11 protein-coding genes are annotated in these 22,370 nt (G+C 42.8%); 5 read left to right on the top strand and 6 right to left on the bottom strand.

Going from position 1 to position 22,370, the window contains the following annotated elements; all coding sequences use genetic code 11:
* Positions 1–5: 5 nt before the first annotated feature.
* A complete protein-coding gene (locus AAA970_RS24055; protein ID WP_338239442.1) occupies positions 6–2,699 on the bottom strand; it encodes a GH116 family glycosyl hydrolase in 2,694 nt (897 codons plus the stop codon).
* Between the two features lie 209 nt (positions 2,700–2,908).
* The gene (locus AAA970_RS24050; RefSeq protein WP_338239441.1) at positions 2,909–3,730 is read right to left on the bottom strand and encodes an SDR family oxidoreductase; all 822 of its coding nucleotides are present in this window, start codon (positions 3,728–3,730) and stop codon (positions 2,909–2,911) included.
* A 226-nt stretch (positions 3,731–3,956) separates the two neighbouring features.
* Between AAA970_RS24050 and uxuA the strand changes: the two genes are divergently transcribed.
* Positions 3,957–5,114 carry a mannonate dehydratase gene (uxuA, locus tag AAA970_RS24045; RefSeq protein WP_338239440.1) on the top strand — a complete coding sequence of 386 codons (1,158 nt, stop codon included), beginning with the start codon at positions 3,957–3,959 and terminating at the stop codon, positions 5,112–5,114.
* A gap of 163 nt (positions 5,115–5,277) precedes the next feature.
* Here uxuA and AAA970_RS24040 read toward each other — a convergent pair whose 3' ends face one another.
* Positions 5,278–7,761: a fibronectin type III domain-containing protein gene (locus AAA970_RS24040; protein WP_338239439.1), complete on the bottom strand. Its 2,484-nt coding sequence runs from the start codon at positions 7,759–7,761 to the stop codon at positions 5,278–5,280.
* 473 nt (positions 7,762–8,234) lie between these two features.
* Here AAA970_RS24040 and AAA970_RS24035 point away from each other — a divergent pair, with 473 nt between their 5' ends.
* Together AAA970_RS24035 and AAA970_RS24030 are read left to right on the top strand one after the other, a co-directional pair.
* Positions 8,235–9,758 (top strand): IS5 family transposase, encoded by a 1,524-nt coding sequence (locus AAA970_RS24035; protein WP_338236803.1) that lies wholly within the window; start codon positions 8,235–8,237, stop codon positions 9,756–9,758.
* Positions 9,759–10,061: 303 nt separating this feature from the next.
* Positions 10,062–15,131, top strand: coding sequence for an Ig-like domain-containing protein (locus AAA970_RS24030; RefSeq protein ID WP_338239438.1), 5,070 nt, complete (start codon positions 10,062–10,064; stop codon positions 15,129–15,131).
* Between the two features lie 54 nt (positions 15,132–15,185).
* On the opposite strand, the gene AAA970_RS24025 is transcribed toward AAA970_RS24030, so the two are convergent.
* Positions 15,186–16,454 carry a hypothetical protein gene (locus tag AAA970_RS24025; protein ID WP_338239437.1) on the bottom strand — a complete coding sequence of 423 codons (1,269 nt, stop codon included), beginning with the start codon at positions 16,452–16,454 and terminating at the stop codon, positions 15,186–15,188.
* A gap of 138 nt (positions 16,455–16,592) precedes the next feature.
* Here AAA970_RS24025 and AAA970_RS24020 point away from each other — a divergent pair, with 138 nt between their 5' ends.
* The gene (locus tag AAA970_RS24020; RefSeq protein WP_338239436.1) at positions 16,593–18,791 is read left to right on the top strand and encodes an alpha-N-acetylglucosaminidase; all 2,199 of its coding nucleotides are present in this window, start codon (positions 16,593–16,595) and stop codon (positions 18,789–18,791) included.
* Positions 18,792–19,086: 295 nt separating this feature from the next.
* Here AAA970_RS24020 and AAA970_RS24015 read toward each other — a convergent pair whose 3' ends face one another.
* Together AAA970_RS24015 and AAA970_RS24010 are read right to left on the bottom strand one after the other, a co-directional pair.
* A complete protein-coding gene (locus tag AAA970_RS24015; RefSeq protein WP_338239435.1) occupies positions 19,087–20,280 on the bottom strand; it encodes a cellulase family glycosylhydrolase in 1,194 nt (397 codons plus the stop codon).
* A 201-nt stretch (positions 20,281–20,481) separates the two neighbouring features.
* Positions 20,482–21,159: a T9SS type A sorting domain-containing protein gene (locus AAA970_RS24010; RefSeq protein WP_338239434.1), complete on the bottom strand. Its 678-nt coding sequence runs from the start codon at positions 21,157–21,159 to the stop codon at positions 20,482–20,484.
* 79 nt (positions 21,160–21,238) lie between these two features.
* Between AAA970_RS24010 and AAA970_RS24005 the strand changes: the two genes are divergently transcribed.
* On the top strand, positions 21,239–22,366 hold the full coding sequence (locus AAA970_RS24005) for a transposase (protein WP_338239433.1): 1,128 nt from the start codon (positions 21,239–21,241) through the stop codon (positions 22,364–22,366).
* The last annotated feature ends 4 nt before the right edge of the window (positions 22,367–22,370 follow it).

Below are 22,370 nucleotides of genomic sequence, written 5' to 3'. Positions count from 1 at the left end.
CTTGATCAATTTAGGGTTACAGCATTTGGGTTGATCATCAGATTTTCCCCTTTCTCCAATTCAATCACCTGATCAAAAATAGCGGTAGTCATCCCGTCCTTTTCGATCCATTTTTTCACCTTCACGGCGCCTTCTTTGGTGGTGATCAGGTTGTTCTTTTTCTGCCACAAGGTGGTTGGCAAAGTCAGCGAAGCAAGCTGCAATGTTCCGCTGTAAGCTTCAACATTCACCGCCTGATGATCTTTGATCAATGCGCCCGTACCCGTATTGGCACTGAAAAATAAATTGTAGCTTTCCTCGTGATTTTTTGGAGCAAAGGTGTAATGGTCTTTCACCAAATTATATCCTGCCAAAGCATTTAAGACCGACCAGGCAGACATCGGACGGTAATAATGCCCACCGAATTCCTGATGATCCCAGTATAATCCTGCTTTGCGGTAGCGATCATCAATCGACTTGACGATCTGCTTTCCTTCTTCTACCATTCCTTCCCGAATCAGGAAAGAGGCAAAAGCCAGCTCAACACCCGTCCAAGGGGTATTGGCTTGATCAACCCACAGATTGGTTTCTGCCATTGGGAAGAATTTCGGGTGCTCCGGCCATGTACAGTTTCTGAGGTAATCATTTTCGATATAGGAATAAGATAAAATACTGCGCATAGCGGAATGTACTTTTTCCTTCTCAAATAAACGCCCTACACCTGCTTCGTAGGCCACCCATTGCCCGAATAGCTGATCCGTCAAACAACCTTCATCCTTGCCTTTATCACCATGATAGTCATTGGCCAAACGGTAATAATTTCCGTTCCAAAGATATTTGTCCATCAGCTTGATGCCTTTGTCCGCAATCTTTTTGTATTTCTTCGCATTTTTGCTTTCGCCCATGTCCTCCGCTACAATCGCGGCCATCGACATCGCTGAGATCCACTGAGTAGTAATATAAGAGGCGAGACCATACATTGGAAAGTTGTCATAACTACACATGATGCCTTCCATATCGGGCATTTGGTCGCCATCCAAATCTTTCTCCCTCAACACATAATCAATCGCTTTTTTGACCGACGGCCACATCTCCTTGATATAAGCTTTATCGTTGGTGAACAAGTAATCACGCAACACCAACTGAATGAAGTTAGGTGCAAGATCCACCCGCTCATATACTCCGAAAGTACCATTTTGATTTAATCCCAAATCAGCCCCCAAACCATGGTTGATTTCTCCATCAGGAGTCTGTGCATGCGCATGGCATCGCATCATGTTTTTTTGCAACTCAGGGAACAGCGCAATAATGGAAGCTGAACCATATAAAGAAACATCACTCGTTGCGAAAGGCCCCCAGGATTGGTTGTTGGTCAGTCCTTCACGAATGGCGAAGCGTCCTTCTTTATCCAACTGACTTGAGGTTACGAAAGTATTCAACTGAGAATTAATCTGATCCAAAATGTATTGCTCCACATCCGAACGGTACATATCATCCACAAAAGCTTTTGATCGTTCTTTCAGGCTTTTATTATTGGCAACAAAATAATCGACTACCTGATCGTAGTTTTCGAAACTGTTTTCATAATAATGCCCTACGCGTGATGTCTTTTTGATGGGCAACTGATACCCCTTAGGATCTTTAATAAGGCCATCGTTTCCTCTTTCTTTTTTGGATGAAACCCAGCCTATGGCATTAGGGAAGTACCAGTTCATAAAGAAATGAGCACCCATTTGCTCCTTGGCTTTAAGCGTTTTGGAAACGGCAATACTGCTTTTAAATACCTGATTGTTATCTCCTCCGCCCGTCCAGGCGATCTTTTCACCTGCCTTATTGAGTTTATTTCGATTTTTACTGTCATCGATATTACCCAAGTCATTTTGAGTCAATAATCTTTCTAAGAAAGGATGACGGTGCGACCATCCCAGATAGTAACTCACTTCGTCTCCACCAATGGCACCAAGTCCCATTTGACCGAAAGAGTCATGCTCTTCAGAGACATTTCCCACACTTTGCTTGAAGTATTTTACGCCATCTTTCTTGACAATATCCACAGTGAAATACTTGTTCGGGGTATCATAAGCGACCAGGTTTCTTTGGGTGGCAATGATACTGACACTTAGGGGTTTGTCAATCTTGGATTTTAACTCAAAATTGAAGTCTATCGCGGGTAATGAGGAGTTTTTCACATCATGAGGGATGAAAGGAGCATAGCTCTCCAGCTTCACTTCAAAAGGCATGTCCTCATCCGAGAAAGTCAGGTCTGCAAAAGGAAAACGCGCGCTGTATTCAATTTGATCCACCGAGCTCATCCACGGAAAATAATAAATCGGTGCCTCATTCAACAGGCCGCCATATGCAATATCATTATTAAGCTGAAGAAGTTTAATCTGTGGCTGCTGTCCCTCGACCTGATATCTCACCATAAAGAACAGATAGGAATTTTCTTCAGGTGAATTTGGTCGTGTCGGAAAATGAAGAATCGGGGCGCTCCCATTTGGATAATTGTTAAGAATGGACCAGTTGTAGAATTGACCATCCTTTCTGATTTCCACACCGCCAGCTCCGATACCTCCGAGCATCATGCCGCTTCTTACTCTGTTACTGGCCGAGTGACGTTCAACAACGGGCGTTTTTTGGGCTATGGACTGGTGCGAAAATCCCAGCAAGGCGCATAAACTTAAGTATATATATTTTTTAAAAAATGGCTTACTTTTCATACTTGACAAATTTTTGGATCGAGTATTTAAAAAATCGATGGTTGCAAATTAGGTTGCTTACAAAGGCTATTAGATCAATATTTACTGCAATAGGTGGATTTTTATCACGATCACTAATTGATTGGATGATTTATCCTCTTTGGGGATGATTTGTCCACTTAAAGATTTAGAATCTCTGTATTACAGCCATTTAGATTCACTAAACAAATTTATACCCCAGAAAAAGCGGAGAAGCCGCCGTCAATTGGGATGATGGTTCCAGTAACAAAAGAGGAGGCGTCGGACGATAGAAAGTGAATCACTCCATTAAGTTCCTCGGGTTTACCAAAACGTCGCATGGGTGTTTTCTGCATTACCAGTTTGGATCTTTCGGTCAGTGAGCCGTCTTCATTCAGCAATACCGCCCGGTTCTGATGTGTCACAAAGAATCCCGGAGCGATGGCATTTACGCGGATACCATCTCCAAACTTGATCGCCATTTCCATGGACATCCACTGGGTGAAATTGTCCACTGACGCCTTTGCCGAAGAATAGCCGACCACTCGGGTGATCGACTGGATGGTGGCCATGGACGAAAAGTTGATGATACTTCCTTTGCCGCTTTTAGCGATCTGCTCCCCAAAAACCATAGAGGGCAGAACCGTTCCGTGAAAATTCAGGTCATTGACTTTCTTAAAGTCATCCATATTCATGTCGAAAATACTCTGCTCGGGAGCAATATTCGCCCCTTTCATATTCCCACCTGCCGCATTGATCAAGAGATCAATCTTATGATGGGTTTCCAAAATGGTCGCCTTACAGTTTTGTAAGGATTCCTTTTGCAGTACATTACAAACCAGTCCATGTATATCTCCTTTTTCCTTCATAGCCGCTACCGCATTTTGCAATAACTCTTCGTTCAGGTCCAATAAAAAAACACTCACCTTTTGGCTCAATAGGTAGGAAGCAATCGTGCTGCCCAGGACCCCTGCACCACCTGTGATGATGGCCACCTTTCCTTCAAGGTCGAATAGATAATCTTGTTGTGTCATATTACGCTATATCTTCATTTCTTATCTTCTTTTGATAAGCTAAAATTAGGGCAGATCAATAGCTTGGTGGTGGATTAACGATCTTCTTAATTGGACGGGTGGAATTGATGATTCTTACCTTTTATTAAAAGAATTTTCCCTGTTTCCGCCTGTTCCTTTGATTATCATTGAAGGCAAAAGGCTGGCTGAGAATAGCTTTTTTTACTATACATTAAATATCATTAATATGAAACTTATACCGAGTTGGCGGTGGTTCGGAGATGCTGATCCTGTTTCGCTTCAAGACTTAAAGCAATTGGGTGTCAGGTCCATTGTCAGTGCTTTACATCATATTCCTGTCGGGGAAGTATGGTCGGTGGCTGAAATAAAGAATAGACAAGCGGAAATTGCATCGGTTGGGCTTTCATGGGACATTGTCGAGAGTGTGAATATCCATGAGCAGATCAAGCTCAATGGTCCGGATGCGGATCACTATATTGAAAATTATCAGCAGACGATCCGTAACCTGTCGGCTTGTGGCATTCATGTGTTGTGCTATAATTTTATGCCGGTGCTCGACTGGACGCGTACCGATCTGAAATTTAAAATCAATGGGGGTGGGGAAAGCCTGCGTTTTGACATGAGGGCTTTTATTGCCTTTGATGTCTTTATACTCGAAAGAAATGGCGCCCGAGAATCATATACACTTGAGCAATTAACCAACGCCCGACAATACCTTGATGGCTTGTCGAATCAGGAACGGGAAGCACTGCGGGATAGCATCCTTGCGGGTTTACCAGGCACCACCGAAGTATTTACCCCCGAGGCTTTTTTGGCGGAGCTGAAAAAATATGAAGACATCTCGGCAGAAAAACTGAAAACACATTTGGCCAATTTCCTCAAGGCAGTGATTCCTGTGGCGGAACAAGAAGGTGTGAAGATGTGTATTCACCCCGATGATCCTCCGTTTTCATTGTTTGGCTTGCCAAGGATTGTTTCGAATAGTGAGGATTTGTGTTTTATCCTTAACGCTGTGGATAGTCCATATAACGGTATTACTTTTTGTTCGGGCTCACTCGGAGCAAACCCAAATAATGATCTGAACCAAATTGTCCGTGATTACGGTCATCGTTTCCCATTTGTACATCTTCGAAATGTTCAGCACGAAGGCGGAGGTAGTTTCCATGAAGGCGGGCATCTCGACGGAAGCACGGACATGGTGGCTTTGATCAAAAACTTGTTGGCTGTGGGAGGTGAAGCGTCAGTGTACTATCGCCCTGACCATGGGCATCAGCTGTTGGATGATCTACCAAAACAAATGCTTTGCCCGGGTTATTCGACGATCGGCCGATTGAAGGGACTGTCAGAATTAAGGGGAGTTATTGCCGCCCTGATGCATGAATAAAAAGGAGTGGAATAAAGTTGACCATGATTTTTTATTTGTTTTGGTTTTGGCATCCTCGCTACGACCAAATGTCCTCATCATAAGGAATCTCCCCTAATCAAAAAAGACCTGCCCAAAAAGGCAGGTCTTTATTATTTGTAGTTGAAGTTGAAATGCGAGTGGATTATTGGAAGATAATCACCTGTGAGTTCATTTGACCATGGGTGTTAATATTCAATACATACATTCCAGTTGGTAAATGGATCTTCAGAGCGCCATTTTTGATGATGCCTTCCGATACTTTTTGTCCCGCCATATTGCGAATCACGAATTTCGATGGTTCAGTCGTTTTCAATTGAATGTTCATCTCACCAAAAGCAGGATTAGGGAACACTTTAATTTTGTCTTGGCCTACCTCATTGGACAATGGGCGAGTGGTCTCAAAAGTAGCTGTTGCCGCCTCAGAAGCATTTCCTGAAGCATCCAGTGCTTTTACCGAAACGCTATATGAGGTTTCCTGATGAAGTCCATCCAAAGCGAAGGTCAATTCTTCCGTTTCACCTGCCTTTTCATCATTCACATATACCTGGTAGTGGGCCACAGCCACATTGTCTGTCGAAGCTTCCCAATCTAATTGAGCAGAGAATGGAGTAACTTCACTCACCACCAAAGCCGTCGGGCTAGAAGGAGGGGTAAGGTCAAACGTGCTAACGGAAATCTGATCACTGTAAGCTGACCAATTCCCTGAGGCATCACCCGCCGCAACACTCACGAAATATTCAGTCAAAGGCATACGGCCATCCACCATGGCCATGTAGGTAGCTACTTCAATTGGTTCCTCCTCATTGATTTTGACACGATAAACGGTTACTGCAACATTATCAATTGAGGCGGCCCAGTCCAGTTTGAAACCAGTTTCTGTAATCTCCGAAACGACAATTGCTGTCGGTACCGATGGAGCCTCATCATCCAAAGTGGTCGCTTGGATCGTGGAAACTTCGGAAGTATTTCCTGCTCTATCCACTGCCCACACACTGAAATCATAAGTCGTCATGCCCTGAAGATTATCCAATACCAAAAGCAATTCGGTAGTCGTTGCTTCAACCATCATTTCATCGCCCTGCATCAACTTATATTCATAATGTGCCACCTGGTCATTATCCGTTGCAGCCGTCCATGAAACCGAAAACTGCGTACCGCTCACATCAGCAACAGCCAAATCAGTTACTGGTGAAGGATTGGTTTCATCGATGGTCATCACCTCCAAAGCTTCAGAAAAGTCGGTTTTGTTACCTGCTTCATCTTTGGCCAAAATGCGAACCGAATAAGTCGTGTATGGATTGAGTTCTGTGAAAGTGTAATCCGTAACTTTAGCTCCAAAATCCATAGGTTCCTCGTCGTCCAATTGAATTTCATATCCTGCAACACCAGATCCTGCATCAGTTGCTTCGTCCCAGCTTACCTTTAAACCAGTTTCCCCGATCTCACTGCTTGTTAGGTTAGGCGTAAATTCAGGGGCGGTAACGTCCAAGGTCATGCCCTGCCCTTCACTTTCGGTTGAGGTATTCCCAGCCGCATCCATGGCATAAACTTTCACGGTGAATTGGGTGTACTCCTCAAGGTTCTCAAAAGTATAAGTCAGTGTATTTTCATCTAACTCAATAGCCTCCTCTTCTCCAATCATTACACCATAACCTGTAACCGCTACATTATCTGTTGCTGCCTCCCAAGTTACTGTTAAGGTACTTTCTGTTGATGCTGTCACCATTAAATTAGTAGGTGAAGTTGGCGCCTCTCCATCCAACGCGATGACAGTCGCTGAATTTTCAGACGGGTTATCTTTCAAATCGGTAGTGAAAACATGGGCCTCGTAATTTTGACCTTCACTGACATCGGTAAATTCATAGGAAGTGATTTCCGTTGCGGCATGTACCTCCTCACCATTAACCACCACATGGTAGGTGATATCCTCAGGTTGATCAATCTGATCCATGATCTCGGCCAAATCCCAAGACAGCTCAAATCCATTCTCTGTTTCAGCACTTGTCAAATTCTGCGGTGCTTTGGTAGGAATAAAATCCTCACTGAAGCCCCAGTTTTTATTCCTGAAAGCGAACAAACTGATTTGCAATCCATCCTCTCGGGCGAAAATGGTCAATCGGTGAGCCTCATTGGCTTCGGTAGTGGTAATCGAAGCGGATCTCATTTTCCAGGTCCATTCGGTTTTACTCTGTCCAAGATTCCAGTTATGGGTCGGTGTGCTTTCCCCATCCCAATCCCAAATCGGGAAACAACTGTCATCCGAGCCATTTCCCTCCGAGCAATTAAATAGCATATGATAATAATAAGTTCCGGGCTCTTCAAACACCAAATCATAGGTAACGGAGGGCGATAGCGCTTTTGATAAATCAGCAATTTCGTTGTTGGAGGGAATCTCTAGGAAGGAAATCCCGTTTTCCGTTTTCTCTACCCATTCCCGGTCATTCATCGGCGGAGGCCACCCTTCATTTCCTTTCATTTGACCAGGCCTCATTTCCGTATATTGGAGTGCGGAAATGTTCGTCTCCGCTCCGATATTTATTTGTGCCTGTGCAGTGGTGCAGGCACCAATAACCATAGTCAGTAAGCTTGCCACTACTAAAAAACGACTTAATATTTTTTTCTTCATGTTTAAAAAATGTTTTGAAATCACTCCAATATCCTCGCGAAAAGAAATTGTTGAGTGGATATTTTACCTTGTGTAGGGGAGTGTCCATTATTTTGGGCTTATAGGTTATGCCATATTAAGCTGAAGAGACCAATGCAAACAGGTTGATTGAGTTGATTAAATGAAAAATTATAATTTACCGTATACATGTATTTTTTTTACTTTTTTACGAGGTAAATAAGTTTGTATATGGTTAGTAGGGGGTTATAATGTTTGTGGGGTATCTTGAGGAAGTGAAAATTTATTGATCTCCATATTTTTTAGAAAATTAATATTCAAATAATTAGGGTCTGCTGAAATAGTTCGAATTATCTAAAAACGACTGAAGATCAACTTATTAAATCACATTAAATCTCTTTTAGTGCAAGGGGAAATTTTGTAAATTGTCCTTTAAATAGCCCCAGGGCTCCTTTCCTACTTTTTTAGCTTGCACTATGATTAAGCATTCCCCTGATCAACTTGAGATTTCTGATTTTATGGACCCGTATTTGGGTGGCCTTAATCCCAATAATAGATGGATTATTATGGCCAAAGAAATTCCTTGGAGTCAATTAAAAAGGATCTATGAACGGAACATGTCCTTCGACAAAGGAGCTAGACCTAAACCAGCGCGTTTAGTGATTGGAGCCTTGATTATCAAACACAAATATAAGTTGTCTGATAGAGAAACAATTGAACAAATCAAAGAAAGTCCATATCTACAATACTTTGTTGGATTGCATAAATTTCAACATGATCAGGTATTCGATTCTTCATTATTTCCGACAATTAGAAAGCGTTTGACCATAAAAGACTTTAATGATTTAAGTCACTTACTCCAGAGTCATGACGTTAGTATTGATGAGCAAAGCGAACTTCGTGATGAAAAAAATGTAGAAAGTGATACAAAATATAAGAAGCCTGAAATTGAAAACTCGATTTCAGTTGATGCTACTGTAGCGGTGCAAGAAATTCCTTATCCGACCGACCTGGCTTTGATCAATAAGGCTCGCATTGAATCAGAAAAAATCATCGATATATTATGGGAATTTGTTAAAACAGATGCTAAGAAACCTAGAAGCTATCGACAAAAAGCCCAAAAAGAATTTCTAGCGTTGACAAGAAAAAAGAAGAAAGGCGCCGATTTTTGGAGGGCTGCAAATCGAAAACAACTACAGTATCTTCATCGAAATATAGGGCATATTCATCGTCTATTAGACCAAATTAAGGTAGGTATTCCTTTGAATAAGCGTTTTTTGAAGCTATTGTATGTTATTCAAGAAGTGTATCGCCAACAAATGGAAATGATTGAAGAGAAGAAAAATACGGTTGGTTTCCGTATTGTAAACTTATATCAACCACATATTCGCCCCATCATAAGAGGGAAGTCTGGAGCGAATGTTGAATTTGGAGCTAAAATATCAATATCTATTGACCAAGGCTATTCTTATATTGACCATCATGATTTTGAAGCATACTATGAAGGGGAAGAGGAGATTATCAAAAAGCATATTGAAGCACATAAACTACGGCACCCTCACACTAAGCTAAATGGAATTGTTGGAGACAAAATTTATGGAAATCGAAATGCTAGAGAAGTTTATGATCAAAATGATATAACTTTCGTCGGCTCACCTCTTGGAGCTCCTCCTAAAGATCCTGAAAAAATTAAAGAGCGGGAAGAGAATAAGGTTATCCATCAAAAATTGAGGAGTCATGTAGAAGGAAAATTTGGACAAACTAAAAGGGGGTATGGATTGAATAATATTAAGGCACGAAGATCAGACACCACAAATTCATGGATTGGTGCCATCTTCTTTATTGCTAACCTTGAAAGATTCATGAAAGGAATCTTTTTTGACCTGTTTTTTAATATTTATAAATATGATTTATGGGCATTAGTTACATCAATCATCGAAGCTGGAATTGGTAAACCAAATTTCAAGAAAAATAAAGAGACCTTTTTAAGCAGACCCTAATTAAAAAATCCTTTTTTCAGGTATTTTAAGGGGATTTGAATATTTATCCACTTTTTTCATATAAATATCCGTGAAGTATTTTGGTTTAATTTTCCTCTAATTCTCCTGAAGTGAAGCTTAGCTTGTGTGAGTAATCCGGGCCCGGATCTTAATTTTTTCTAATTAGCGCAGGTTTAAAAGCCAAATTTTGTGGCGGTAGTTTGAGTCTTGCAGAAGTGATTTTCCAAGTCCGCTGCCAATAATTCGGATTTGCTGTCATAGGAAGCGGTTAATAAAACGTGCGCTTAACAAAGTTTAACAACTATGATTGATTTTTATTTATGGCTTTTCCGATGGGTAAAGCGTTTGGAGCGACCATATCTTGGCTTACTGATGTTTGCCATTTTATCCCCTACAATAGGCCAGGCCTCTGAACTCATTAGTGTTTCTCCTGCTAGTGATCGGGTGCTTTTGGTATATATTGAAGATGGGTTTATTGATACCTATGGCGCCTATCAAGGGGTGTCCAATCATAAGACCTATTATGATCCTTCTGACCTTCAACAATTAATGACCCTTGCCAATTACCGCATCAGTAGTCCTGATGATAGTAATTTTTCTTCCACCCAACAGCCGGTTAATATTGGCCGGAAATCCAAAGGAATTCATTATAATGATGAATGGTCCTCTGTGCCCTACATCTTTGGGCATTGGGTTTATATCGAGTTACCCTATGCAATGCAAGAAGGCAAGACCTATAATATTGAAATTGATAAGATCGTGGATGGTCAGTCCACCGTTGAATTCACATTTGATGCTAAGAAAGTACGCTCTGAAACCGTGCATGTCAATATGGTGGGTTTCGCTCCTGAATCACCAAAGTATGGTTACTTGTCGCAATGGATGGGAGACTTTAACACCTCCACCCATAGCAACGGTGGTCTTAATCTGGACCAGTATGCGGGTCGAAATTTTTATATAGTGAATTATCAGACCGGATCGGTGGCATATACCGGAACCGTGAGTTTGCGCATGAGAAAGAATGTGGTAGAATCGGGTAGCGCGGATTTTGCACCAAGCTACAATTATAGTAATGCCGATGTGTATGAATGTGATTTTAGTAATTTCAGTAGCACGGGTGAGTATGTATTGGCGGTGGAAGGTCTGGGCTGTTCTTATCCTTTCGAAATAGGGGGTAATGCCACAAAAGCACCATTTTATTATGCGATGAAAGGACTCTTCTGGTCACGACAAGGGGTAGCCAAAGAAATGACCGATGGCAGTGTGATGCCAAGGGATCATCATTATGATGACATCACCTGGCTATGGGACAAAGACCATTTGCCTGGGGACAATCACTCCAATGATGGTTTCAACACCGGAACAGCCGTACAGGTCAATGGAATTTATGGGTATTATCATGATGCTGGTGACTGGGATGGCTATATCCACCATGCCAAAGTGCCTATTGCCCTTTTGATGCTTTATGATGCCGCACCGGATAAATTTTATGATGGGGAAATCGGCAATAAATACCGCCTGTCGGACAGCTCGCCATGGATCGACGAAGGAAATAATGGTTTGCCAGATTTGCTGGATGAAGCTGTTTGGTTGATTGATTATTATAAGCGTGCGAAAAATGTCCTTAAGAATCAGTACGGTGGTACTGGTGGTGTACCTGGCTATGTGGGGCGTGATGGTGTGCCTGGGAACAACTTCACCGCTTGGCAAGATACGCGTGACTGGTATTTGTCGGGAGAATCTGCCTGGCAAACTTATCATTATGCGGGACTTGCCGCCTATTATGCGACCTGTTTGAATAAATTTCACCAACTGACCAATAGCGGCAATCATCCCGACTACAACAGTTGGAGACAAGAGGCGATTGATGCTTATACTTGGGCAGAGGCGCACCCACAGGATACTGACCTAAGCAATAACAGCAATCAGGAATATAGAGTCAAAGGTTTTGCGGCAGCAGCCCTTTATCGCCTGACAGGAACGGCTAAATATCAAACCGACCTGAAAACCTATTTCGACTGGGAGCCTTGGTCGAATGGTGGAGAGTGGTCCAACCAGAATATCATTGATGTTTGTCAGATCATCGTTTCGATGATTCCCGATGGACACCCGAATCTCGACGCAAGCATGAAGGCAAACTGCCGTTCGGAGGTGATCCAAAAAGCCGACACTTACAAGGTGAAGCATAATCAGGACAACGCTTTCCGCACAGGAATCGAATATTCTCAGTTCATGCAGTTGGGTGGACTAAACACGCCTCGCCTGACCATGGTTCCTTTTGCTTATCTGCATACGGGTGACAAGAAATACCTCGACGTGGTTCATAATTCCATGAACTATGTTTTGGGTGGTAACCAATTGAACCAAACCTATATCTCTGGCTTGGGTGAATTTTCTGATCAGTGGATTTTCAACCCCAATGGATGGATCGGAAACGACCAAAACAGCATGGTTTATCCAAGTCGACCGAATATCGGTTACACGAGTTATTTCTCGGCCACAAGCTATTGGTTTACTCAGTCAATTGCCTCGGAATATTGGTCGCGTAAAGCCACCTATCCTAACTTAATCAACAATCCGGGCAGCTGGCCGGGAGGGGAGCAGACCTTCCGTAATATGTTCAGTATTCAGGGAGGGGAGTTCACGGTGCACCAGCAAAATAACTATATGATCTATGCGACTGGTTTCCAGAAAGCCATGGATGCTTCGGCAGCAGGCACCTACCGCATTGCTTCGGCTCCAACCGTTTCGCTGAACTTCAGCAATGATGATCAGGTGAATATGTCGGAGGTAGAGCTGTCGGTAAATGCTTCCTCGAATACGCGCAGTGTCCGTTATTTTTACGATTGGCACTTTATTGGCGAAAGTTTCGATAAAGCCAACAATTTCAAACTCACCTGGGACCCGCCAGTGGCCAACGGTACCGAAGTATTATTGACTGCCGTGGCGATTGATGAGGAAGGACAGTGGTCGAAACCATCCTCGGCAGGAGAAAAAAGGCTCACCGTCGTTGCCGGCCCGGGAGATGATGTCAGCCCTCCTTCGATTCCCGCCAATCTGAGTGCATCAGCCATTAGCCCTTTTGATTTCATGCTTTCCTGGTCGGCTTCCTCGGATGCCTCAGGGATAAAGAATTATGAGGTATATAAGGATGGGAAATTGTTGAAAAAAACTGTTGAGGAGGAATTCTTTATTGAAAAATTAGACCCTGAGACCAATTATGAAATGCAGGTTTTGGCAAGGGATAAGGAAGGAAATGTTTCGGCGAAAAGTCCTGTCTTTACCGTCCGAACCTTGGATGTACCACTGGGCGACGGCAAAATCCACCAACAGAGCAATGATGCCGACGGGTTGATGGAAGCGGAAGCGGAAGACTACTCTTTCCGGGCAGCCGGAAGCAGTGGTTTCGAGAAAAAATTCTGGTATGAGTACAATGATCCACTGGCAAGTGATGGTGTGTTCATGATGGTGCAGGACAATGGCAACAGCAATTCTGCAGGAACGCTCAATGGCCCACGCTTGGATTATATCATTGACTTCAGAAAAACAGGAACGCACTATGTCTGGTTGCGCGTCAAGCCTGATAATGGGGCGGATAACTCCGTTGTACTGGCTTTTGAGGATGAAAATCGTGGCGACTGGAGTCTTGGTGATAATCCGGACTGGGTTTGGGTGAAGGCTGATTCAACGATTCAGGTACCGACCACCGGCCAGCAAACCTTCAGTGTCTTTATGCGGGAAGATGGAACGAAAGTAGATAAAGTGTTATTGACTTCCAATCCAGACTACGATCCGTCGGGATCAACACCAACGCCTCCTACAGAAAACACGGCCATTTTTGTGGTGAATAGCTCTTCGGATGATGCAGAGGAGAAAGCAGGCGTGATGAATCTGACCAGTAACGACCTTGACCTTCGGGCTGGTGAGGTTTCGGCTGTTCGCTTTAAAGTCAGCATTCCCGAAGGATCTGTCATTACCAAAGCCGAACTTATCCTTGAATCCAAAGGCAACTATTCGGGCAGTAATGAGGTGGCGATCAGTGTGCAACAGTCCGCCGATCCTGCGACCTTTACGACAGGTGGTCAGGACATCAGCAACCGAACACTTTCTACCGAAACGGTCAGCTGGTCGCTTGGCGACTGGGCACAGGATCAGCAATATACCTCACCTGATTTGGTATCGTTGATTAATCTTGCGGTAGATGCAGGCTGGGCCTCGGATCAGCATATTGTATTCCACCTGGAAGCCAGCACGGCATCCACCAAGTCAGCCAAGACCTATGATTTCAACAACTCCACCAATGGTGCGCCACAGCTGAGGATTACTTATCAGGAGGCTTCAGTCCCCCCAACAGTAAGCATCACCAGCCCATCTGAAGGCAGTAATTTTGCCGAAGGAGAAAACATCACTATCCAGACCCAGGTGGGAGGGGATATTCAGTTGGTATCTTTCTTCCGCGTTACAGACGGTGTTTGGAACTTCCTGGGCAATGATCAGACGGCACCGTTCAGTTGGTCCGCCAATGATTTCCCTGCGGGGGATCATCAGATCACTGTTTCATCGACTGACTTTGCCGGCAACAGCTCACCCTATGTATCGATCAATATTTCCGTTGGTGATACAGGAGGAGCTGTTTATACCCAACAATCTGATGGACTGGCGGTATTCGAGGCGGAAGGATTCCACCGCAGTGATTTTGGTGTGGGGCAGTTTGCTTCTATGCAATGGGAGTCGCAGGCGGATGCTCAGGCTTCAGGAGGCAACTTCATGATTGTTCCTGATAATGCCAATAGCATCAGCACGGGAGCACTCGAAGGACCAGTGTTGCATTACGATGTTGATTTTGTTAAAACAGGAGCCCACTATTTCTGGGTAAGACAAAAGTCACCTAATGGATCTGACAACTCGATTACCCCAGCCTTTGCAGGAACCGCTATCAATGAATGGAACATGCCTGATGCGCTTACAGAATGGACTTGGAGCCGACTCGGAACGACCTTCAATGTGGCACAAACAGGCGTTCAGACCTTCAGCATCTATATGCGCGAAGATGGAACACCGATTGATAAGATCATCCTGACAGACAATGTCAACTATGCACCAACAGGCACGGGCCCTGACAATGCGAGGGTCATTTGGGAAGCAGAAGGAACGGAAGCGAGCATTTTCCCTAACCCCGCCCGAGGTACGGTTCATATTGATCCGAAGGATGACAGCTATCAGAAATTAGTGGTTACCGACCTTACGGGCCGTGTGGTGCTTACACGAACAGCTATTAAGGCCAAAACATCTATTGACTTACCTGCAGGTGTTTACATCATCAACCTGATTGGGGAGACTAAAGCAATCAGTGAACAGGTCATTGTATATTAAAAATTATAGCAAATAAGTATAACAAATTTCTCTAATGTTAGAGGTCAGGTGAAATCATCTGACCTCTTTTTTTGCCTCAACCTCTCCTAAAACAATCAGGCTCTTTTCCATCGATTGACCATTAAATTTCAGCTCCTTAAATTTCCCACTGCGATTCGCCCGACAATTCACCGCCATCAATTGACCTAAAGGAAGTTGATACTTTTGTTGAAGAATTTGTTTCCCATCCACAACAACTTTTACAACGCCATTCTTACTCTGAATATTTACCTGATGCCACTTCATTTTATCCTTAATCATGAACGCCTGATTGTCATGATGGTAGCCATCCCGCTGATGCTCACTGATTACCACCTTCGCCCAACGATCACAACCTTCGGGCACAAAGGTCAGCCATATCTTACGCCCAAATTCACCCGTCAGTTGCAGGTCTATCCACTTGCAGAAATCCTCATCCTGATGCGTATCCATTTGCAGAAAACCTTCAAAACTGAAATCATCCAAATCAACAGGCATCGGTTTGGAATACATCATGGAGGTGAAATATAAACTACTTGAATCCATCCCGACCTTTACCACCTGCGAGGGACTGATCATTAATTCGCCATTATAATCTACCTGCAACACCCGCTTGGCATCGGATTTTGTTCCCGAATGATAGGTTTCTCCCATCCAATCGGGATACTGAATGTGCGCCTGAAGCGTATCAACCACCTGATAATTTTCTATACCCTCCCGTTTTTTATAAATAAGAATATTGTAAAAGCCTGGAAATTCATAAATGTGCGATATCCTTTGATAATCGGCAGACAAAGGTTCAAGGCTATGGTATTGCTCAAATTTTACAAAGTACTGATCTTGACCTTTGATTTGATAATCGAAAGAAACGGTGAAAGGAAAAGTACCGCTTAGTTTGCGTAGACCAATTTCGAGCGTAGGCTTTTCTGAGGTTGGCAATAAAAGAAAAAAAGCAACAACAATGAACAAGGACAATGAGCCAAAAACAGACCATTTGTTGAACACAGGCAATTTGAAATGAAGCCTGACAGGACGATGTGCTTTTTGAAATTCCTCCCAACTATCATAGCCAACAAAACAACTAAGGGTGTTGAGGGTACTATTGGAGGTTTTATAATTTTCACTGACACTGACTTTACCAAAAAACCGCTTGAGTGTCGTTACGCTGAGCATCGTTTGGGTGCGCTCAAAAATCAATTGGCTCAAACGTTCGAAATCACTATTGGTAAGCGATTCAATATGCTTTACCTCAATCTTTTGCAGTAACTTTTCTTTTAATTTATGCTCTTTCAATTCCCTTTTCATTTGACTACTTTATCCGGCTTCATCCCTTGTTCAAGCAGGTGTACAAGGATGAATAACTGAAATAATCTCTACAAATCCTACCTTTTATCCATGATCCGAGATGATCTCTTCTAAGAGTAAAAACCTAAATTTTTTGTAATGAAAAGAAATCATATTTTCCTTTTATTCGCGTTCATTTGTACACTTTTTATGAACGCCTGTACCTCCAATCATAAGACCAATCAATTGTCTGAAATGGAAAAGTTTGCCCATCGGGTAATGGGCAAGCAAGCCGATCAACTGATATTAAAAGTAGTTCCTGATGATCTATCAGAAGGGGAATATTTTTTGATAAAATCCTCAACTGATCACAAGGTAATTATTGAGGCGAACAGTAAGTCTGCCCTTTCTTACGGCTTGGGTCAGTACCTCAGAAAATATTGTCATGTGGAATTATCCCGCCCGCATAATAACATTCAATTGCCCGAGGAGTTGCCTTTGCCCGAGCAGGAGTTCAAGAAAAAATGCAACCTCAAATACCGCCATTATCTGAACTACTGTACCTTCAATTACTCTATGGCCTTTTGGGGTTGGGAAGAATGGCAAAAGGAACTCGACCTCATGGCCCTTCAGGGAATCAATATGGCCTACACACTGACAGGAGTGGAGAAAGTTTGGCAAGAAGTTTTGCTGAAAAACGGTTATTCCCAAAAGGAAATCCTCGACTTTATTCCTGGCCCGTCTTATCAGGCGTGGTGGCTGATGGGAAATCTGGAAGGATTCGGTGGGCAGGTGTCGCAGGCATGGATTGATAAACGTGCGGAACTTCAGCAAAAAATCGTGGGTAGAATGCACCAGCTGGGCATCACGCCCGTTTTCCATGGTTTTTACGGAATGGTGCCACGCACTTTATCCAAAAAATTCCCTGAGGCCAATATCATCGTTGGGGGAAACTGGTGTGGATTTTATCGCCCTGACTTCCTTGACCCGAATGATCCATTATTCACCAAAATGGCTGAGGAATATTATGAATCCATGAGCAATCTTTATGGTGAATTGGAATTAGTAGGCGGAGATCCTTTCCACGAAGGAGGAAACACCAAGGGCATTGATATCGAAACCGCGGGAAAAGCCATTCAGACTGCCATGAAAAACGCAAGTCCTGAAGCTATCTGGGTGATTCAGGGATGGATGGATAACCCCAAAGAAGCTATGCTTACACAATTGGACAAAGAGCACACTTTGATTTTGGATCTTTTCTCGGATAATATCCCTTCATGGAAATACCGCGAGGCTTTTGGTGGATTTAACTTTATTTGGAATGCGATCGGCAATTTCGGTAACCGTGAGGATTTATATGGTCGATTGCCCGTTATTGCCTCCGCACCGATCCAAGCACAGCAGTCCAAGGTAGGGCAATACATGCAGGGCATTGGCACCGTTCCTGAAGGACATATTCCCAATCAGGTCGTTACCTCGATGATCTATGATGTCGCATGGGAACAAAGCCCACTCAAGGTGGATCAGTGGCTTAAATTTTATACCAAAGCCCGTTATGGCACTGAAAATGAATCCGTAAATCAGGCCTGGAAACTGTTGTACGAATCCGTTTACAGTTGCCCCGTGGCACCAAAAGGAGAATGGGGACGCGATGAAAGTCAACCCATCATTTGTGCTACTCCGTCTTTTGAAATCAAATCGAGTGCACCTTGGGGAAATGTTAAGCCTTATTATGATGAGAAAAAATTGGCTCAAGCCTGTGAATTATTGTTTACTGCATCGAATCAAATACCGACGAACGAGGCTTTCGGATATGATCTTACAGTCGTTCTGAGGGATGTATTATCGAATAAAGCGCTGGCTTTGTATCGGGAAATTCAGCAAGCATATCAGCAAAAAAATAAGGCACTTTTCAGAACCAAAAGTGATGCCTTCCTTGAATTGATGGATGATGTGGATCGATTGGTCGGAACCCAACAGGCTTTTATTTTAGGGCAATGGATTGAGGATGCGCGCAAATTGGGTAGCACAGTGGAGGAAAAAGACCTTTTCGAATTCAATGCCCGTGCCTTGGTGAGTTATTGGGGAAATGAAAGCGATCGTAACAATGTGCTCAAAGATTATGCTTACAAGCAATGGAGTGGATTGATTACTGATTACTATAAAAAACGCTGGCTTATATTCTTTGAACATACTTTGGCCAATTTCGATAAAAAAAATATCGAGCCTTTGGATTTTGTTGACTTCAGTGAACAATGGGCAAAAAAGAAGGCTCATTTTCCTGCCAAAGCCCAAGGAAACAGTATTGAGGTTGCCAAGGCGTTGATTCAGAAATATAAGATTGGTCAGCCATTATAAAACTATGGACATAAAAAAAATAGCGGTCAGGAGAATTGAACACATTGAAAACAGTTAGAGCGTGTTTAAAAGGCAAAATTCGTAGCGAAAATTTGAAGTATTGCAGAGGTGATACCCGATTATTTTGAGGGAAAAGCATCGCTATTGTTGAGAATTGCTCTTAGTCTCCTGGCCACTATTTTTTTTATATGTACCCTGCTTCATTCCTTAATATGCTACTTACAATTACCAGAATTTCGACCACCAGACGGTTTTGGTATATATAAATACTCCTCAAAAATTATATACATAGTACCTACTGCATCTGATCAATCGTCAACTTTTTAAAAAGTGATACTTCTGCGGAATCATAGGGGCTACCGTCTATTCGTAACAAGTCATGAAACCAAACCTCCGGCTCCGGATACTCTTCCCCGGGCTTTACCACATTTCCCTCCGCTCGTTCCTGATCAGCATTCCGGCCTTTTCTACTGCTCCAATGCCAGATTGTTCCCGTTTTGCCAGAAACAAATCCCCAATTCACAGCACCGATTTTATGTTTTTTGAAATAAGGTAACATGGCCTGAGGCGTACTTCCTCCCATTCTGTTAAGCCATTCAGTGACTATGACAGGCCTGTTGTCCGCTAAATAAGGAGCTAAACGTTGCTCTGTCATATTTACCCCTCCATAAGAGTGAACGGAATGTAAATCCGAATTAGCTTTATTGATCGCAATATTCTGTTGACCCACTGCCCCGGCAGTGTTGGAGGTGATCGGTTGTGATGGATTAACTTCCCGCGCCCATACCCAGGAATCGAATACTAATTGCTGGGAAGTATCACCAAAAGGTTGCTGCTTTTGCCCGTGATTTTTGGCTCCCATCATCGCTTGCCCACGCCCCGGCTCATTGTACAATTCCCACATCAATACGCGGTCATCATCAGCAAACCTTTTCATGGTTTGTTGCACATAAGCTTTCAGCCTTTTGACTTCCGTGGGGCTCGCTTCTCCTTTTGCATATCGGATCGCTAAATCTCTGGCTGGAGCATTGACCCAACCGGAATTGTGGTAGCCACGAACCGGTAATGGCTGTTCGCCCAGTTGAGGGTTGGGGAAATGACAATCGTCGAAGAAGACAAACCAAGGGCGAATATTATATTTTTGACAGATATCCAGGAATTCATCCATCCTTTTATACAATCCCTTTTCATCATCGGCCCATACTAAATCGTGCAGGTAAACCCGCAATGTATTCATTCCCATACCAGCAGCCCAGGACAATTCCAGATCTATGCGCTCAGGATCCCAGGTACTGGCCTGCCACATTTCAATCTGATTGATCGCGCTGGCCGGATAATAATTGCAGCCCACTAACCATGGTTGCTGGGCATACCAATTATTTCTGCGTTCTTCTGACCAACGGCCTTCTACAAGCAGCACTTCTGTTTGTTGTGCTAAAAGTATTGATGGCCAGCCGATCATAAATAAGAGTAAAATAATTATTTTCATGGCATAAAGATTTTATGGGAAATCAGTATTGAATTCAATGATGACAGTTTCTCACATGAGAGGTGCATCCCATTTTTTATAAATATGGAAAGGTATTTTTAACCCGAATAAGGCATGCTTCAATCCGTCTTATGGCAAAACGAGGATTTGTACATGGACCTTTCGGGTTAAAACACTCAAAAAAAGTTCTAATAACTGATGTTAGTATTTGATGATTTTTTGGGTTCCTACACGTTTATTTTTATCATAAAAAATGACTTGATGGATGCCCGTAGGAATACCTTTGATATCGACCTTTGAGGATTGGACCAAGCGTTTACTTTGATTTCCCATCATGTCGATAATGACAATTTCATCCACCGGGGTATCTCCATAAATTCTGCAATGTCCCGCGACAGGGTTAGGTGCAAGGAAAACGTTACTCTTGGTAGAGGTATCAGTTGAAAGAGGAAGGTATTCTATAGTCAATGTATTGCTTAATGCTGAATATCGTCCAAAGTGATTAAGCGCTCTTAGCTGAAAATTAACAGGATATTCGTTGGGGTTGATATCGATTTCTATCGCATTCTCCATTATAAGGCTATCGATCACGGGTTCCTGTTGGGTAAGCAGTTGATATCCTTTCAAATTGCCATCCTCTACCGGGTCCCAAAGTAATAGATAACGATGTTCACTAATTCGTTTGTAGCGCAAGTTAGTTGGGGAGAAGTGGTTGTTGAAATCGGAAACATGAAAATATACCTTCAACTCTGGCGCTTCTATGGGATCAATATCACAAGAAATGGCGGATCGCTTATTGGAGTGATCCGTAGGGTGAATGATAAAAACCATTGGTGTATAAGGCGGGCGTTCGTAATCATCGATAAGCTCCTGAACCATACAGCTAGACATTTTTGCCTAAAAACGTAAAAAGCGAATCAACAATAGTAACTTTGGGTTCCCACACCAACAAAGATCTATGTTCAATTCGCTTCACAGCAAACTTACGCAAGAATTTCCAAAATGGGGCAAAGCTTGCTGGAAAAATGTACTCGCTTTAAGTTTAGGTATCATCCAAAAAGGAACCGTGTGTCTTAATAAAGTGAAAGATTCGATAGGTAGCATTTTAGAAAATCAGAGTACATCCGCTTTTGGTCTCTACAAACGCTTAACCCGCATATTTACGGAATATTCTGACACCCATTTATGGAGTGATCTATTGCAATTATCCGCCATGCATATGCACAAAGGTGGGGGTTTTTTGATGGTGGATGGCACCAGTTGGAAGCAAGGGGATCGCACTTTTCATTTCATGACCTTGGCAATTTTGTATAATGGAGTAGCTGTGCCGATCTATTTCATGAATCTGGAAAAGAAGGGCATCAGTAATCAGGAAGAAAGAATTCAGTTGCTTGAAGAGGCGTCAAAGTTATTCAATCTTGAAGGCAAAATTCTCTTGGCTGATCGTGAATACGCAGGACAGAAATTCATCAAATACCTTGAGGATAACGGCTTTAAATATGTGCTTCGGGTAAAAGAATGCAACTTTAAGAATCAGTGGAATGAAAAATCTATGACGAAAGCGCAAATGATTTCAAAAGTCATAAATAGTAAGGTGAAGGGCAAAACGATGTCCGCTAAAATGAAGTTTGAAGCTGGAGACAATTGCCGGATGGTCATCAAGAAAAGTGAAGATGCGGAAAAGGAACCTGTGATTTTCCTTCTGACAAACCTGTCTAAAAATGCATATAAAGTGGCTGAGGACTATCGGAAGCGATGGCAAATTGAGACATGTTTCAGACATTTGAAGACCAATGGTTTTGACCTTGAAAAAATGAATGTTCAGGGAGCAGATAGATGCCGGTTAATGATGGCTATTGTCGTTTTTGCATATTCGGTATCCATAGCTCATGGGTTAAAAAAGTACAAAAATGTTCGTCTGAAAACTTATGCCAATGGTAAAAGGTACAGATCCATTTCCGTTTTTCGAAAAGGAGTCGAATGCATCGCAGAAGCTGGTTACAGAATAGAAAATTGGGGCGAGTATATCCTGAATCACTTCTTAAGTCATGATCGGAAAATTTGCCCCAAATCAATAAATGTCTAGCTGT

The sequence above is a fragment of the Persicobacter diffluens genome (genome assembly GCF_036244895.1).
Taxonomy (GTDB): Bacteria; Bacteroidota; Bacteroidia; order Cytophagales; family Cyclobacteriaceae; genus Persicobacter; species Persicobacter diffluens.
Note: the sequence above shows the minus strand (reverse complement) of the source record. Positions and strands in the feature narration are given on the sequence as shown.